A 15,155-nucleotide genomic window follows, 5' to 3' on the forward strand; every position below is an offset into this window, starting at 1 on the left:
CAGTCTGTTTCAGTGCGGTGATTTAGATGAATCTGATGCTCAGACCTCATAGAAGTTGGGTTTCGACAGAGTGGAAAATAATTGGAGATATCAGATTTCTGATTAACACATTTTTACTCTCTCCTGCCTGTGAGAACAATACTCAGAAGAATCAGAGCACCAAAGAAAGGCAGGGGGGTGATCCCGGATTGTGTAGGCTCGGTTACACCGGAAGTTTCTGTAGTCTCGATATTTGGCACAATATCGAAGGTGGACCATGCAAGATGGGAATCATAACCATCCCGGTTAATTACTATAAGGTATTTGCCAGGTACAAATGTACTGATATCAGCCTCATAGGACCAGGTATTGTACTGTTTCCCCTCAATCACACTAACAACATCAGAAACACGCTTTAATTCACCGGTCTGTTGTTCCTCCTGGCTTTTATCTGGAGTATTGGATGAGGATAAGATCTGGATTATAAATTCGTTGCCTGGCGCAAGGTTGGTCGTGCCTGTGATCTTCAGGGCATCCCCTGTGGATATATCTGGAATCTCATTGATTCTGGCCCATGGTTCCTCTACCAGGAATGATAGTTTTGCATATTGATCATCAACCTCAGGTGCATCAAGTAATCCGATAAGGGCGTCTGCAGCCTCAGAACCAGCTGGACAACCTGCACAGTATGTCATTAATTTACTGCGATTGTCTTTTAATGATATTATCTCCAGAATGCCACCGGAATATGTGCTCTTAATGTCAAATTTTTTGTCATCACCCTTTGTCTGTAAAATAAAGTAATATTGCCCACTTTGAAGTGTGTACGAACGATCGTTGGGAGAGATGACAATCATTCTGCTTTCATCAGGAGTAAAGATGAAGGTATCGTTGGCACCATCAGGAATAAATTCCCAGGAAAATTCTGTATCCATTTCCGGGTGCAGTGTCATCCGGGTCTGATAGTCAGGCCCAAATAACCAAAATGACACATCATCTGAACCGGGAGCACTTCCTGATATCGTGATTTTGTCTCCCTTTGCAACAATCTCTTTATCTGAATTTACCATAACTCCGGATTCCAGAGCCATCACAGGTCCTGCAAAGAGCATTAAGATCAATAGAACTCCGGATACTTTATGAGCATATCCAAATGTCAAATTATATTTTGAAAACATAATATTCTCCTTTTAATTAATGTAGAGCAATTTTATCTGATATATATGTTTGGAGAGACAGGCATTTGAGAAGTAGGGGTAACAACTCTCATTGCTGAAATAAGGGATTAAAATGATTTTCCAGACTGTGATAAGTTATCTTCATGGTGGGAAATTGTTCCGAATGTTTATCAGTCGCCAACAAATATTACAATTTCTGCATAACCAAATGAGGTTCAAAAGTTGCATGATGGCCGGACATCTTCTGGATATTTAATATATTATTAGTCATATCTCAGGTGGTAAGGAAGATCATGATGAAAAGAATTTTTTTTGTATCTTTGTTTTTGGCAGTATTTCTTGCCGTTGCCTTTTCGGGATGTACAGATATTGCCCCGGAACCTGAAGTGACCGAGCAATTCGATGATGAATATGAAGCAGATGACAATACTGTATTGAAAGTTGACAATATTAATGGCCAGATTTCAATCAATGGCTGGGAGGGTGATACAATCACATTGAACGCCATTAAAAGCACTCTTTACGGGGAGGATGAACTGAAAAAAGTTGAAATAACTTCTATAAAAAGTGACAATGAGATAACGATTAAAACAAAATCCCTGACTGTCATCCCTCCAAGGGTTTCTGTTGATATGGATATCAAAGTTCCCAATAATGCTGTGGTTGATTTCGTTGAAATATCAAACGGAGAGATAAGGATTTCAGGTACCAAAGGGGACACTTTTGCATCATGTTCAAATGGAGTGGTAACAATGAAAAACGTCAATGGATATGTGAAAGCACATGTGGTCAATGGCAATATAAATGTCGAGGAAACAAAGGGTATTGGCAATCTGGAGGTTTCCAATGGAAATATTATTGTTGAGATATTTGATATTAAGGGTGATGTCAATATAAAATGCATCAATGGAAAAATTACTGCTTATATAATTCCGTCACTCAATGCTGATATTGAGATGAAAACAATGAATGGAATAATCTCTGTGGAAAATATTGCAATAAATTTCACGAAGACGGAAGAAACTCACATGGAAGGAGTATTAGGAGATGGGGGGAGTAAGATTTTGATAGAGAATACAAATGGAAATGTGAATATTAACAGCATGTTGGTTAATGAATAATTCTTTATTTTTGCAATTATAGATTTTCTCCCAAAATAAATCTGAAAAAAATTTTCAGTTTCTGATAAATTAATCAAAAGATCTTTTTTGAAGGGGTGGTAAATAATATGAGGATAATGCAGATGGAAGAAATTACAATCGAAAAATTAACAGAGGAAAACTTTCCGGTTTTTACATCCCTCATTGAAAAACTTGCCGTATACGAAAAATTAACTCCTCCCGGTAACGATGAAAAATGCCGCCTTCAAAAGGATGCATTCTCAGAAAATCCAAAATATGAAGCATATCTGGCTGTTGTAAATGGTGTCCCGGCAGGATATATTACGTTTTATTTTACCTATTCGACGTTTCTCGCAAAGTCCACCCTTTATCTTGAAGATCTCTTTGTCCTTGAGGAATGCCGAAAAAAAGGAATAGGACGAAAACTCTTTGATTTTTGCCGCAGCGAGGCTGCAAAAAGAGGATGTGGAAGGATGGACTGGACTGTTCTTACATGGAACAAACCTTCAATTGAATTTTATGAGAAAAGTGGCGCTAAAAGGCAGGACTGGTACCTTTACAGGTTTAATGAAGATAAGTTCTGATTAAAGAAAAGGACAAAATACCATTTTTTAGATTTTAATATCAAAAAATTTAGTGATGATTTTTTTACATGCTGTCCCCATAAGATTATTGGATGATATGGTATCTTCCCTGTGGCACGGTCATAATAAACCGTGCTCCTTTGCCATAAATGCCGGCTTCATGTATTTTTATGCCTGATATCTTCAGGGCCTCACGGACAAGGAATAATCCAAGCCCTGTGTTTTTCCCATACCCCTGTTCGAATATCTTTTCTTTATCGGCATCTATGATACCTGGGCCGTTGTCTTCCCATATAATCCGGAGCTCTCCTTTGTCAGCCTGCATGCAGTTTACCTCTATCCCTGAGAGATTGTCTCCTCCGTGGCGCAGTGTATTGTCAAGGAGGCTTTCAAAAACTTTCTTCAGCATATGGTCTGCAAATATTTCTACTTTGCAGGCACTGGTTTGAATAGGGACTCCTGCTTTGGAATCCAGATCATACAAAATATCAGTTAAATCCTGCCAGGCAGGTGCATGTGAACCGGGTGTTTCATATTCTCTTGTGAACTCGATCTGCATTTGAATCTTCTGGATTACATCATTTAGCTTATTTAGGTAATCATCCCGTTCTGAATCATCAGAACAATTTATCAGGTCAAGATAACCCTCGGCGGCCATGATGCTGTTGAGGATATCATGCCTTGTGATGCCTGTTATGAGCTTTAACTGGTGGTGTGCCTGCCGGAGTTCCCCTTCTGCCGCTGCAAGCTTTTCATTTGCTATATTGAGCTTCTCATTTATCTCAAGAATCCGGTTTTGGTATTCCAGGATGTCTGTTATGTCATGCCCCTGCCAGGTAGTTGCAATATGCTTCCCTGAATAATCAAAGATCTGTGCAATATCCCAAAGAATTCTTCTTTCCTCTCCTGAAGCTGATCTAATTGCTATTTCAAAGCCGGTAATCTTTTTCATTTTCTTTGTCTCATTTATTTTTAAGAGAATTTCCTCCTTTTTATCCCCGGATATTAGATCATAAAGACAGATGTTTATCAGGTCTTTTTCCAATATCCCAGTCAGCTTCTCAAACGCTTCGTTTGCCTTTGTTATCCTCAGATCATTGTCCAGGACAAGGACGAGAGATGCGGAGTTGTTGAAGAGTTTTTCCAGATACTGGTTTGTTTCAATCAGGGTGTGTTGGGCGGTTGCAATCTCATCAAACTGCTGTCTTATCTCTTCTTCTGCCGCTGAAAGTTCTTCATTTGTTTTCTCAAGCTCTTTTCTGTTCTTTTCAATATCTGTTACATCTCTGAATGTTTCTATTGCCCCCTCAACTTCGCCGTCTTCATTGTAGAGGAGTGTTGCAATGCCCCAGAGTGTTACAATTTGCCCGTTGACGTTTTTGTATGAAACATATCCTTCCAGTTTTCCGTTTTTGAAAGAACAGGATTTGTAATTCTCAGTAATGAGATTTTCATCATAATTCAGGAGCATGTCAACAAGGGTCGGGCGATAATGACCATACATGAGTTTTGAGTATTCGTGATTGCCCTTTCCAATCATTTCTTCAGCAGAGTGACCGTAAGTCTCTGCCATTGCAGCGTTCCAGACGATTATATCTCCAGACCTGTCAATTGCAAATGTCGGATCAGGAAGAAGATTCAGAAAATCAGATATCCTCCTTTCAGATTTACTGATAATTCTCTGTGATATGGCAATCTCGTCCATCTGCTGGCGAAGCTCTTCCTCTGCTGCAGCAATTTCTTCATTTGCAAGGAGGAGTTTTTTGTTTTTCTCTAAAAGCCGGTTATGGTATTCAATATTTTTTGTAATGTCCTGACCCTGTGCGGTTGTTGAGATCTGTTTGCCGGCATAATCATAGATCCTGGCAATATCCCACTGGACAGTTCTGATCTCTCCTGAAAGGTTTTTAATCTTGGTTTCAAATCCTCTGATATGGTCTTTTGAACTTAAATGCATTAATTTTTCAGTAAGTTCATCTTTTTTATCAGGAGTTATTATATCATCAAGTGGGAGTCCTTTTGAAATTTTGCCTGAAATTCCGGTCATCTCTTCAACAGCTTTGTTTACCTTGGTGACCCTGAAATTATTGTCCCATACAAGGACAAGGGATGCTGAATTGTTGAAAAGTGCATCCATATACTGGTTTGTTTCAATGAGAAAATGCTGTGATTTTGCAATTTCTTCAAATTGCTGTCTAATCTCTTCTTCTGCTGCCGATAGATCCTCATTTAGCAGAAGCAGTTTATGGTTCTTCTCAATTAGATCCTTTTCAGAATTGACTTTGTCGGTAATGTCTGTACTGTTGCCCATTATTCCCGTAACAAAACCCTTTTGATCAAAGACCGGAATTAAAATAATATTATAATAATGGATCTCTCCACCTGGCATTTTTATTGTATTCTCTGCCTTTACAACATCTGCTGTTTCATAAACCCTTTCATGAAGTTTGTATAGATAATTGTATGTTTTTTCCGGAAAATCAAGCTCCTCGTAATTTTTGCCAATAATCTCCTCTTCAGACAATCCCAGAAATTCACATAATGCACTATTTGCTGATTTGAACCGGTTGTCCAAATCATAACTGAATATAAAATTTGGGGAATTTTCAACGAGATATTTATACTTTTTTTCGGATTTTATTAATTCTTCCCCGGATTTTCTGGCTGAAACTGCATGCCTGATTTTGTGCAGAAGTTCTGTAAACTGGGATTTAGGCTCACCCCCTTTCTGGACATAAAAATCAGCACCGTTGTTTATTGCCTCAATTACTATTTCTTCACGTCCCTTACCTGTGAAGATGATAAAGGGTGTATTGTTGCCTTTATTTCTTATTTGCTTTAAAAATTCTATCCCGTCCATTCCGGGCATCTGGTAATCGGAGATTATGCAGTCAAAGGATTTGTCCTTTAACAGATCAATCCCTGCATTAGCGTTTTGTGCTTTCGTTACATTAAAATTGCCTGATTTTTCAATGTAGATTTTTCCAATATCAAGAAGCATTGGTTCGTCATCTACATATAAGACTGATATTGTGGATTCTTCCGGATTTTCCCCTTTCATGTCCCATCCCAGATAAATTATGTTTGGCTTTTGTTTATCTAAATAATTTGCTATATTGACATGCATAAATATGTGGCAAATTGCGTATTTTCTGAAATAAAAATTCTTTCATATAAATGAACAATGAAGATTATTGAAATATCTGGCTTATCTGATAAAATATTATTTCCTTTAGAATTTTCTGGATTCTCCGCCGAAGTATAAATATATGTATCCTTTAAATTTGGATTTTCCTTACTATAATAATGCAATGACTGTCTAAATTTTTAGAAAAAAGGTTTTGCGATGTTGACTGATGTTTAAGGGGGAAAAATTATGTAAAGTTGGGCATTTTCATACATTTAGATAATGCATTCCTGCCAAACCCGTGATTATTCAAATTCAAAATCCTTTATTTACTCCTTCTGCCCTCCGGGGCAGACAAGTTCGCAGATTCGGCAATGGTCTATTTGTTTTTTACTTCCTGTTTCCAAAGAATTTTTGTAAGCTGTTTTTTTGTTCACATCTATTCTTTTGAGGCATTTTTCACGGTGATATTTACCGTCGAAGAATGCATTCATTGGACAATTTACATGGCAGGGGGCACTGCATACATCGCAAAAATTGGGTTGTTGTTGGATCGAAGGCTCAGGGGTCTTGAGATCAGCCCATAGTGCTCTGAACCTTATTTTCGGACCATATCCCCGGACGATTACCAGGTTGTTTTTGCCAATACATCCTAATCCGGCTAATATAGCTGCATCCTTTAGATATATGCCTGCATTATGAACCTGATAGGGGATATCATGTGCGTCAATTCCATGCACATCTTTTAGCCACCTGCACAATTCTTTTGTCATACGATGCAGCATTCGATCTCCCTTGGTGCTTCGTCCTTCCTCCCACAAATCCATCTCCGGGCAGTCGGGATCATGATAGAGGCCAAGTACCATTATTGAGCCGGTGAAGTTTTGAAATCCCTGTGGACCTGCACTTAATGCAGAAGGACAGTTTTTCAATTTTTTTGCAGGAACAAAACCAGCCACTGTGGCGCCGAGGTCCACTGCCTTTTTGATTGCTTCGTCTGCCACACTCATGCACTAAGATCGTTTAGACAAAATAAAAAATATTCGTTGAATATTACGTTTTGAATTTTAAAAAATTTCATATGATATATTTACCGGAATTTCAGGATTTTTTATTTTTATACCTGTTATAGTTAGGTTCACATTTGCCAGGAAAAGATTTTTCGTTCCTGAAAAAACAAATAATCCGAGGGTGTCTAATGAAAATTCTTGTTATTATGGGTAGTCACAGAAAAGGTAATACCTACAATGCGGTGAAACAGATTGAAGAGCATTTTAAATCCATTGAAAATGCGGAGTTTCAGTATCTTATGCTTGCGGATGTCAATCTTTCCCATTGTCTGGGTTGTTACACCTGCTTTTTAAAAGGTGAGGAATACTGCCCGATAAAAGATGATGCCACTTCAATAGAGCAGCAGATGCATGACGCTGACGGGGTTATTTTTGCTTCCCCTGTTTATGGCATGAATGTCTCCGGATTGTTCAAAATGTTCGTTGACCGTTTCTCATATATATTTCATCGCCCCTGTTTCTTTGATAAAAAAGCTCTTCTTATTACAACTGCCGGTGGAATTGGACAAAAGGAAGTTCTCAAATATATGGATCTCGTTGCCAGTGTTTGGGGATTTGATGTGGTTAATCAGATTGGCCTTATGACTCCCGCCGGCATTCATATTCCAAAATCACTGGTTCTGGAAAACGAGAAGAAACTAAAGGAGGCGGCTGATAAATTTCAACTTGCTCTGCAAAGAAAGGAACATAAATCACCCTCCTTATATGACGTACTCTATTTTCGTGGCGCACGTGGTTCATTTGAGGAGTTGGGCGGGATATCCCCGAGAGATTATGAATACTGGAAGGGAAATGGCTGGTTTGATAAAAGAACGAAATATTTTGTTGATGTCCCGATAAATCCGATATACAATATTTTAGGGTCTGTAATGGAGATTTATGTGCGTCATCAGATACGTAAACTCATTGCAGATGGTGAGTTCCAATATTGAATATTAATCAGAAAATTCTCAAATGAATACTCTTTTGGCGGTCTGGCCTGAAAGAAACCAGGGTGTCTTAAACTGTCTTTTTTTAATCTTCAGATTTTTAATTAAAGTAATTCTGTCTGCTGATTTTTCCATGTATTTTCTGGTTATGATATCCGGAAAAGGCCAGAAATAAATAATTGTCGCATCAGGGGGAGATTTCTTTGTACCTTTTTCCAATCTCTTCTGCATATATCTGTTGCATTTTCATAGAGGCCAGGGTCGTGCTCGATAATTATCAGTTCATGAAATGCTTCATTAAGGTTTTTAGACACATCAGTTCCGCAAGGTAAAAATGAGGATCAAAAATAAAGAAAAATCACGCAGATTTTGACTGTATGAACTACGTCTATTCTGTGAACTAAAACTTGTTTAAGCGAATGATATATTTATAGACTTAAAAGCTATGATAAACTGTATAAATATGCTCTAAAGACTTAAAAAGAGGCCAAAAGCCTCATATTCTAATGCTGTCGGTGAGGCTTCGAACGGGAGGTTAAGAGCTCCATAAGATTTATATATTGTTCAAAGTACAATAATTTTATGAAAAATAAAAACAATGTTATAAAAATTAAAAGGGCATTTCATACCTCTGAAGAGAAAGCTTTATCTAATCTTAAAAGGGCGTATAGGGAAGCTGAAAACAGTGGCCGAATCTCAAGTGATGATAGAAAATTGATTGAAACTTTCCTCGCAGAAAAATCAAATGAGCTTCATATTTCCACACAGAGAAAGATCAAAATTGCACGGTCTCTTTTTCTCTGGCGGGATTATATTGGGGAATTTAGAGACAGTACATATGCTGACTTAAGCCTTGCCATAGATGAGATGAAATCAAGGAAGACAGAAAAAGGCACTTCATACAAGCAGAACACACTTCGTGATCATATTGGTTTCATAAAAAGATTTTATCTCTGGTTGGAGGAAGAGGAGATTGTTGACATCCCTGAGAAAAAATTAAGAAGAATAAATCCTCCGGGAAAGGACAAGATGACAAAAACCGTTAATGATATTTTAAAACATCGGGAGGTTATGGCCATTATAAATGCCTGCAAAAACAGCAGGGATCGTGCATTGATCTCAGTGATGTACGAAGGAGCATTCCGGAGTGGAGAGATTGGAGAATTAACCTGGGGTGATGTCGAGTTCAGGGATACCGGACTTGTGGTAAATACTAAATTCAAGACTGGAATTGCAAGGCGTATTCTCCTTGCAAACAGTACTAACTATCTTGCGAGCTGGAAGGATGACTATCCGTATGAGATAACCCCTGAAATGCCGGTTTTTCTAACTTTTGTCAACAATAGTCCAAAAGAAAAACCCGGAGAAAGGGATCCTGAAAGACCTGTACATAAATCGTTAACATATGCAGGTCTGCGCAAGCAAATTAAAATTCTTGTAGAAAGAGCTGAAATAAAACATAATGTTACAACTCACACGTTTCGGCATTCAAGAATTACGCACCTTGTTCAGGCCGGTTATCCTGAGAGTTACATAAAGAAGATGTGCTGGGGTACGATTACAACAGACCAGCTTGCAACATATCTTCACCTTGATGACAAGTATATGGATGATACATTCTATCATTATGAAGGTATTAAGCCGCCGGAGAGGAAAGATGAGGTTTTACTTGAAGCGATCCAATGTCCCAGGTGTTATGCTGTAAATGGATTTAGCACAAAATTCTGCAGAAAATGCGGTCTGGCATTGAATGATAAAACTGCACTTGAAATGGAGGAGGTCATGTCATTTATCCAGCAGGCAATAACAGCAAAGGCCAGAGAGAATCCAGAAGAACTTGGAAGGATTATTCAGCAGTTCTCCTCAGCCTAATTTTTTTAAATTTTTTTAATTTGAAGCGTCTAAAGGATTATCTTTAATTTTTGTAAATCGGCAATATAAATAAAATATTATAATTAATTCTTCTTGTATTGATCATGTAGATATCTAATATTTTCCGCACTTTTCAAAAATTAACGTTAACTTTCAATTATATTTTTTGAATTATTTATCAAATTAGGTAAAATTATATATATCAGAAATTTTCAACATTTATTTATGAAATTAATATTCATGCTTGATTATATTATGGAAAACTTTAGTTTTACATTAACTGACACATTATACATTGGTAGAGTATCACAATTCCGCATTGTATCCTGGAGGTTGATACAATGAAGAAAGCCATCCCAAGAATAGATCGTGAGATTCTTGAAAGGCTTCCTCTGGTTGAGAAGGCTTTTGCCAAATACCTTATTCAGAAAGGGGAGCTGATTCTCGATTTTAGCAGGAATAATTCTTTTGAAGGTGGGGGTGATAACTCATCCTCTATGTGCATTAACTCTCAGTAAAATTGAAAAATGTAATAATACACAAAAAGAATTATTTTTTATATAGCCCGCTTGCGCATGCTGCATAAAGGCCTGTCTCTGTCAAAGATACAAGAATATTCCTGCCCTGTTTTTCTCTTTTTATAAATCCATCCTTTTCTAGTCTGGTAAGAATTGTCTTATCAAGGCGCATCAGCTGGCGGCTCTGAACTGCTCGTTTATGATTGTACATCTAAAAGCATATGGATTCATCAGGATTTTTGTAAAATTCAAGGATCAGGCTCCTCAATTCTGGGCAACAGATCTAGTCGATATGAAACCGTAAGGAAGGGACAAAATGAACAAAGTAGCATGGAAAATTGAAAATTATCATAGAGCTTTAAAGCAATTCTGGGGAGTGGATAAATGTCAGTCCAGAAAGGAAGTTTCACAAAGATATCATATACAGTTTTCTTTAAGAGTCTATTTGAGACTGGAAATCAATAGGATTTAAAAAGGAAAGAGCTGGTTTGAAACCAAAATGGGAATTCATAGGGATGAAGTTGCTAATTATATGAATTATCCAAAATATTCAATTTGATTTTTTTTTGTTGAAGTGCGTAAGTCCTAATTTATTAAATCCGGCATTGATAAATATAAAAAAAATATAACCAAAATAAATTCATAAAATGGCCTCATTTTTTGGATTATACTTGGGATATTGCATGCTTAAAAAATTCTGGTTGTTGTTTCTGATTATATCTGCAGTTGCAGCTTCTGCTCCTGCATCCGCATTGGTTTTAAATCTGCCTGATATCAGCGAAATGCCGTCTCTTTTTGATTTTGGAGATGAAAACAAACCTGTCTCCTCCTCTTCATTCATATATGATGAAGACACAGGGCGATGGAGCACTTATTGCAGCGCCGACGGACTTCTGCTTTCAACTGACGGTTCTGGTAAATTCTTATTTGAGTCTGAAATGGGCTATTTTTCATTCACTTTAAAGGAGATCGGGCGGTATGAAAAACTATTTTCACCCGGGCCCGGGCGTCTTGCCGTAAGTGGAAATGAGATAAGATCTTTTAATAACGGCTTTTCCGAGTGGTATATCAACAGTGATGAAGGTATTGAGCACGGGATGGATGTTCTGCATTCTCCCCCCGGAACAGGAGAACTTGTTGCCGGATTTGATATCGCAGGAGATTTTATACCATCATTATCTGCTGACGGGCAGAGCATCTGCTTCTCTGATAAAAACGGTCCTGTTTTCAGCTACGGCGGAATCTGCGCAACCGATGCAGAAGGCAGAGTTCTTAATTCATGGTTTGGATTCTCAGGAGATGCAATTTACTGGGAGATCGATGATGCCGGTGCAGTCTATCCGGTGGCAATCGATCCCATTTTTGGAAAGGTAGAAAAGCTGCAGTCTTCCGATTATATTGCAGCAGGGGATAAGTTTGGGTATTCTGTCTCCATCAGCGGTGATTATTCCATTGTAGGGGCATATGGGAATGATGCTGCGGGCAGTGGTGCCGGTGCCGCGTATATCTTCCAAAAGGACAGTGGTGGAGCAGACAACTGGGGTCTTGTTCAAAGGCTCAATTCAAAAGAATACATTGCAGTGGGGGATAATTTTGGGATTTCTGTTTCTTTAAACGGCGATTATGCCATTGTGGGGGCATATGATAATGATACTGCGGGCAGTGGTGCCGGTGCCGCGTATATCTTCCAAAAGGACAGTGGTGGAGCAGACAACTGGGGACTGGTTCAAAGGCTCAACTCAACAGAGTATATTGCTGCAGGGGATGAGTTTGGGCATTCTGTCTCTGTAAGCGGCGATTATGCCATTGTGGGGGCACATCTGAATAAGACTGCAGGTGGAGGAAATGTTGCCGGTGCCGCTTATATCTTCCAAAAGGACAGTGGTGGAGCAGACAACTGGGGACTGGTAAAAAGGCTCAATTCAACAGAGTATATTGCTGCAGGGGATGAGTTTGGGCATTCCGTCTCTGTAAGCGGCGATTATGCCATTGTGGGGGCAAAACTGAATAAGACTGCAGGTGGAGGAAATGTTGCCGGTGCCGCGTATATCTTCCAAAAGGACAGTGGTGGAGCAGACAACTGGGGACTGGTAAAAAGGCTTAATTCGACAGAATACATTGCAGCGGGTGATTATTTTGGGTATTCTGTCTCCATCAGCGGCGATTATGCCATTGTGGGGGCATATGATAATGATACTGCGGGCAGTGGTGCCGGTGCCGTTTATATTTTCCAAAAGGACAGTGGTGGAGCAGACAATTGGGGACTGATTCAAAGGTTTAATTCGACAGAATACATTGCAGCGGGTGATTATTTTGGGGCTTCTGTTTCCATCAGTGGTGATTCTGCCATTGTGGGGGCACTTGGGAATGATGCTGCGGGCAGTTATGCCGGTGCCGCATATATCTTCCAAAAGGACAGTGGTGGAGCAGACAACTGGGGTCTTGTTAAGAAATTCCAGTCAACAGAATATATTGCATATTGGGATGAGTTTGGGAATTCTGTTTCCATCAGTGGTGATTCTGCCATTGTGGGGGCACCTGGGAATGATACTGTGGGAGGTGCAGGTAGTGATTCCGGTGCCGCGTATATATTCGGAACATCGCAGTTGCCGTCTTTCACATCTGTTTATACTTTAACTGCCATTCGGATAACCGGAACTGATTTTGCCCCCGGAGTGCAGGTTAAGATTGTAAACGATGCAGGTGCCGAAATTGCGGCAACAGGCGAGACACTTACAGGCACTACACAGATCGACTGCACTTTAGATCTCAACGGAGCTGCTGCAGGATTATGGGATATTGTGATAACAAATGCTGATGGGGGTATGGTTACATTCGCAGATGCATATAGAGTGGGAGCTTTTCCTGCACCGGCAGCATCAACTTCGGGCGGCGGAGGCTCAAACACTGATACAGGAGTTGGATCATCAAATAACCTGAAAGCCGGAGATACTGCCTCATTCGGCTTTGAGGGCAAAGGTGCAGTCAACGAACTCTCAGTGAAGGTAAATGAGGATACACCAAACCTGATGGTGACTGTAAAGAAACAGAGCTATCTTCCCTCATCGATAGCAAATGCCCCTGACACAGATGTCTACGAGTACGAGGAGGTTAAGACATACCATGCCGGTGAATCTGATGTCTCAGGCGGAGTCTTTGAGTTTAAGGTAACAAAGAGCTGGCTTTCAGACAAAGGCTATACATTGGGTGATGTTGTCATGCTCCACTACAAAGACGGCGTATGGGCCGCCCTTCCGACAGTGTTTGTCAAAGAGCAAGGCGGGTATTACTATTACAGTGCAGAAACCCCTTCATTTTCATGGTTTGCGATAGGAATTGAGGAGGGTGCGACAGTGATTCCTGAAGCGGAAGCAGAGAAAACACAGGCCCCTGCCGCAACTGAAATATTAACACCTGTTGCAACCACCCTGTCTGTTCAGACAGAAGCACCTGTACCGGTGGCAGAGAATCAGTCCTCATTATTGATGCCTGTCATTCTGGGCATTGTGGTAATTCTGCTGATAATTATCGGAGCCAGATTGTGGCAGAGAAGGCAGAAGAGCAAATATCCTGAATGGTGGGATAAGAAACTTTAATTCGTATTTTATAAGCAGATAAATCAATTTTTTATTTTTCATTTTTATTTTTATCCGGGCATTTACCTGAAAAGAGGATTCAGTAACTAAAGTTAATAAAACTCTGGTTATTAGTTGTCAGTATACAGATGCCGCACGAAAAAACCTGTAATCAAAAGAAACTCAGAAGGATCCTCCGGCAAAGGATAAGATGACAAAAACCGTTGCTGATATTTTAAAACATCGGGAGGTTATGGCCATTATAAATGCCTGCAAAAACAGCAGGGATCGTGCATTGATCTCAGTGATGTACGAAGGAGCATTCCGGAGTGGAGAGATTGGAGAATTAACCTGGGGTGATGTCGAGTTCAGGGATACCGGACTTGTGGTAAATACTAAATTCAAGACTGGAATTGCAAGGCGTATTCTCCTTGCAAACAGTACTAACTATCTTGCGAGCTGGAAGGATGACTATCCGTATGAGATAACTCCTGAAATGCCGGTTTTTCTAACTTTTGTCAACAATAGTCCAAAAGAAAAACCCGGAGAAAGGGATCCTGAAAGACCTGTACATAAATCGTTAACATATGCAGGTCTGCGCAAGCAAATTAAAATTCTTGTAGAAAGAGCTGAAATAAAACATAATGTTACAACTCACACGTTTCGGCATTCAAGAATTACGCATCTTGTTCAGGCCGGTTATCCTGAGAGTTACATAAAGAAGATGTGCTGGGGTACGATTACAACAGACCAGCTTGCAACATATCTTCACCTTGATGACAAGTATATGGATGATACATTCTATCATTATGAAGGTATTAAGCCGCCGGAGAGGAAAGATGAGGTTTTACTTGAAGCGATCCAATGTCCCAGGTGTTATGCTGTAAATGGATTTAGCACAAAATTCTGCAGAAAATGCGGTCTGGCATTGAATGATAAAACTGCACTTGAAATGGAGGAGGTCATGTCATTTATCCAGCAGGCAATAACAGCAAAGGCCAGAGAGAATCCAGAAGAACTTGGAAGGATTATTCAGCAGTTCTCCTCAGCCTAATTTTTTTAAATTTGTTTAAATCGTAAGCGCCCGAAGGAGAATTTATATTTTTTGTAGATCTATAATATAAACTATTTATTATAATTTATTCTCCTGATTTAAATCTGATGAATATCTGAGATTTTCCGCACTTTTCAAAAATTAACGT

The 15,155-nt window shown here is 39.3% G+C and carries 12 protein-coding genes; 7 read left to right on the forward strand and 5 right to left on the reverse strand.

Going from position 1 to position 15,155, the window contains the following annotated elements:
• Positions 1-113: 113 nt before the first annotated feature.
• Complete coding sequence (locus tag F1737_RS04520; RefSeq protein WP_317137586.1) at positions 114-1,091, reverse strand: hypothetical protein; 978 nt, start codon at positions 1,089-1,091, stop codon at positions 114-116.
• 359 nt (positions 1,092-1,450) lie between these two features.
• On the opposite strand from F1737_RS04520, the gene F1737_RS04530 reads away from it, so the two are divergent.
• Both F1737_RS04530 and F1737_RS04535 read left to right on the forward strand, forming a co-directional pair.
• Positions 1,451-2,278, forward strand: a complete 828-nt coding sequence (locus tag F1737_RS04530; protein ID WP_317137587.1) for a DUF4097 family beta strand repeat-containing protein — start codon at positions 1,451-1,453, stop codon at positions 2,276-2,278.
• A 107-nt stretch (positions 2,279-2,385) separates the two neighbouring features.
• The gene (locus F1737_RS04535; RefSeq protein ID WP_317137588.1) at positions 2,386-2,862 is read left to right on the forward strand and encodes a GNAT family N-acetyltransferase; all 477 of its coding nucleotides are present in this window, start codon (positions 2,386-2,388) and stop codon (positions 2,860-2,862) included.
• 85 nt (positions 2,863-2,947) lie between these two features.
• Here the strand turns inward: F1737_RS04535 and F1737_RS04540 are convergent, their stop codons facing one another.
• Together F1737_RS04540 and F1737_RS04545 are read right to left on the reverse strand one after the other, a co-directional pair.
• Positions 2,948-5,923 carry a response regulator gene (locus F1737_RS04540; RefSeq protein ID WP_317137589.1) on the reverse strand — a complete coding sequence of 992 codons (2,976 nt, stop codon included), beginning with the start codon at positions 5,921-5,923 and terminating at the stop codon, positions 2,948-2,950.
• 395 nt (positions 5,924-6,318) lie between these two features.
• Positions 6,319-6,999, reverse strand: coding sequence for a hypothetical protein (locus F1737_RS04545; RefSeq protein WP_317137590.1), 681 nt, complete (start codon positions 6,997-6,999; stop codon positions 6,319-6,321).
• A gap of 188 nt (positions 7,000-7,187) precedes the next feature.
• Here F1737_RS04545 and F1737_RS04550 point away from each other — a divergent pair, with 188 nt between their 5' ends.
• Positions 7,188-7,991, forward strand: coding sequence for a flavodoxin family protein (locus F1737_RS04550; protein ID WP_317137591.1), 804 nt, complete (start codon positions 7,188-7,190; stop codon positions 7,989-7,991).
• Between the two features lie 18 nt (positions 7,992-8,009).
• On the opposite strand, the gene F1737_RS04555 is transcribed toward F1737_RS04550, so the two are convergent.
• Positions 8,010-8,219, reverse strand: coding sequence for a hypothetical protein (locus tag F1737_RS04555; RefSeq protein WP_317137592.1), 210 nt, complete (start codon positions 8,217-8,219; stop codon positions 8,010-8,012).
• A gap of 483 nt (positions 8,220-8,702) precedes the next feature.
• On the opposite strand from F1737_RS04555, the gene F1737_RS04560 reads away from it, so the two are divergent.
• The gene (locus tag F1737_RS04560; protein ID WP_317137593.1) at positions 8,703-9,860 is read left to right on the forward strand and encodes a tyrosine-type recombinase/integrase; all 1,158 of its coding nucleotides are present in this window, start codon (positions 8,703-8,705) and stop codon (positions 9,858-9,860) included.
• A gap of 341 nt (positions 9,861-10,201) precedes the next feature.
• Entirely contained in the window at positions 10,202-10,378 is a 177-nt protein-coding gene (locus F1737_RS04565; protein WP_317137594.1) for a hypothetical protein, read from the forward strand.
• A gap of 31 nt (positions 10,379-10,409) precedes the next feature.
• Here F1737_RS04565 and F1737_RS04570 read toward each other — a convergent pair whose 3' ends face one another.
• Positions 10,410-10,589 carry a DUF6293 family protein gene (locus F1737_RS04570; protein WP_317137595.1) on the reverse strand — a complete coding sequence of 60 codons (180 nt, stop codon included), beginning with the start codon at positions 10,587-10,589 and terminating at the stop codon, positions 10,410-10,412.
• A 472-nt stretch (positions 10,590-11,061) separates the two neighbouring features.
• Here F1737_RS04570 and F1737_RS04575 point away from each other — a divergent pair, with 472 nt between their 5' ends.
• Both F1737_RS04575 and F1737_RS04580 read left to right on the forward strand, forming a co-directional pair.
• Positions 11,062-13,974 carry a PGF-pre-PGF domain-containing protein gene (locus tag F1737_RS04575; RefSeq protein ID WP_317137596.1) on the forward strand — a complete coding sequence of 971 codons (2,913 nt, stop codon included), beginning with the start codon at positions 11,062-11,064 and terminating at the stop codon, positions 13,972-13,974.
• A 190-nt stretch (positions 13,975-14,164) separates the two neighbouring features.
• A complete protein-coding gene (locus F1737_RS04580; RefSeq protein WP_317137597.1) occupies positions 14,165-15,007 on the forward strand; it encodes a tyrosine-type recombinase/integrase in 843 nt (280 codons plus the stop codon).
• The last annotated feature ends 148 nt before the right edge of the window (positions 15,008-15,155 follow it).

This window comes from Methanoplanus sp. FWC-SCC4 (assembly GCF_032878975.1).
GTDB classification, from domain to species: Archaea; Halobacteriota; Methanomicrobia; order Methanomicrobiales; family Methanomicrobiaceae; genus Methanochimaera; species Methanochimaera problematica.

Coding starts and splice junctions, on each gene's coding strand:
- F1737_RS04550 (WP_317137591.1), top strand. CDS start 7,188: ATGAAAATTCTTGTTATTATGGGTAGTCACAGAAAAGGTAATACCTAC.
- F1737_RS04555 (WP_317137592.1), bottom strand. CDS start 8,219: ATGCAGAAGAGATTGGAAAAAGGTACAAAGAAATCTCCCCCTGATGCG.
- F1737_RS04535 (WP_317137588.1), top strand. CDS start 2,386: ATGAGGATAATGCAGATGGAAGAAATTACAATCGAAAAATTAACAGAG.
- F1737_RS04575 (WP_317137596.1), top strand. CDS start 11,062: ATGCTTAAAAAATTCTGGTTGTTGTTTCTGATTATATCTGCAGTTGCA.
- F1737_RS04545 (WP_317137590.1), bottom strand. CDS start 6,999: ATGAGTGTGGCAGACGAAGCAATCAAAAAGGCAGTGGACCTCGGCGCC.
- F1737_RS04580 (WP_317137597.1), top strand. CDS start 14,165: ATGACAAAAACCGTTGCTGATATTTTAAAACATCGGGAGGTTATGGCC.
- F1737_RS04540 (WP_317137589.1), bottom strand. CDS start 5,923: ATGAAAGGGGAAAATCCGGAAGAATCCACAATATCAGTCTTATATGTA.
- F1737_RS04570 (WP_317137595.1), bottom strand. CDS start 10,589: ATGTACAATCATAAACGAGCAGTTCAGAGCCGCCAGCTGATGCGCCTT.
- F1737_RS04530 (WP_317137587.1), top strand. CDS start 1,451: ATGATGAAAAGAATTTTTTTTGTATCTTTGTTTTTGGCAGTATTTCTT.
- F1737_RS04565 (WP_317137594.1), top strand. CDS start 10,202: ATGAAGAAAGCCATCCCAAGAATAGATCGTGAGATTCTTGAAAGGCTT.
- F1737_RS04520 (WP_317137586.1), bottom strand. CDS start 1,091: ATGCTCTTTGCAGGACCTGTGATGGCTCTGGAATCCGGAGTTATGGTA.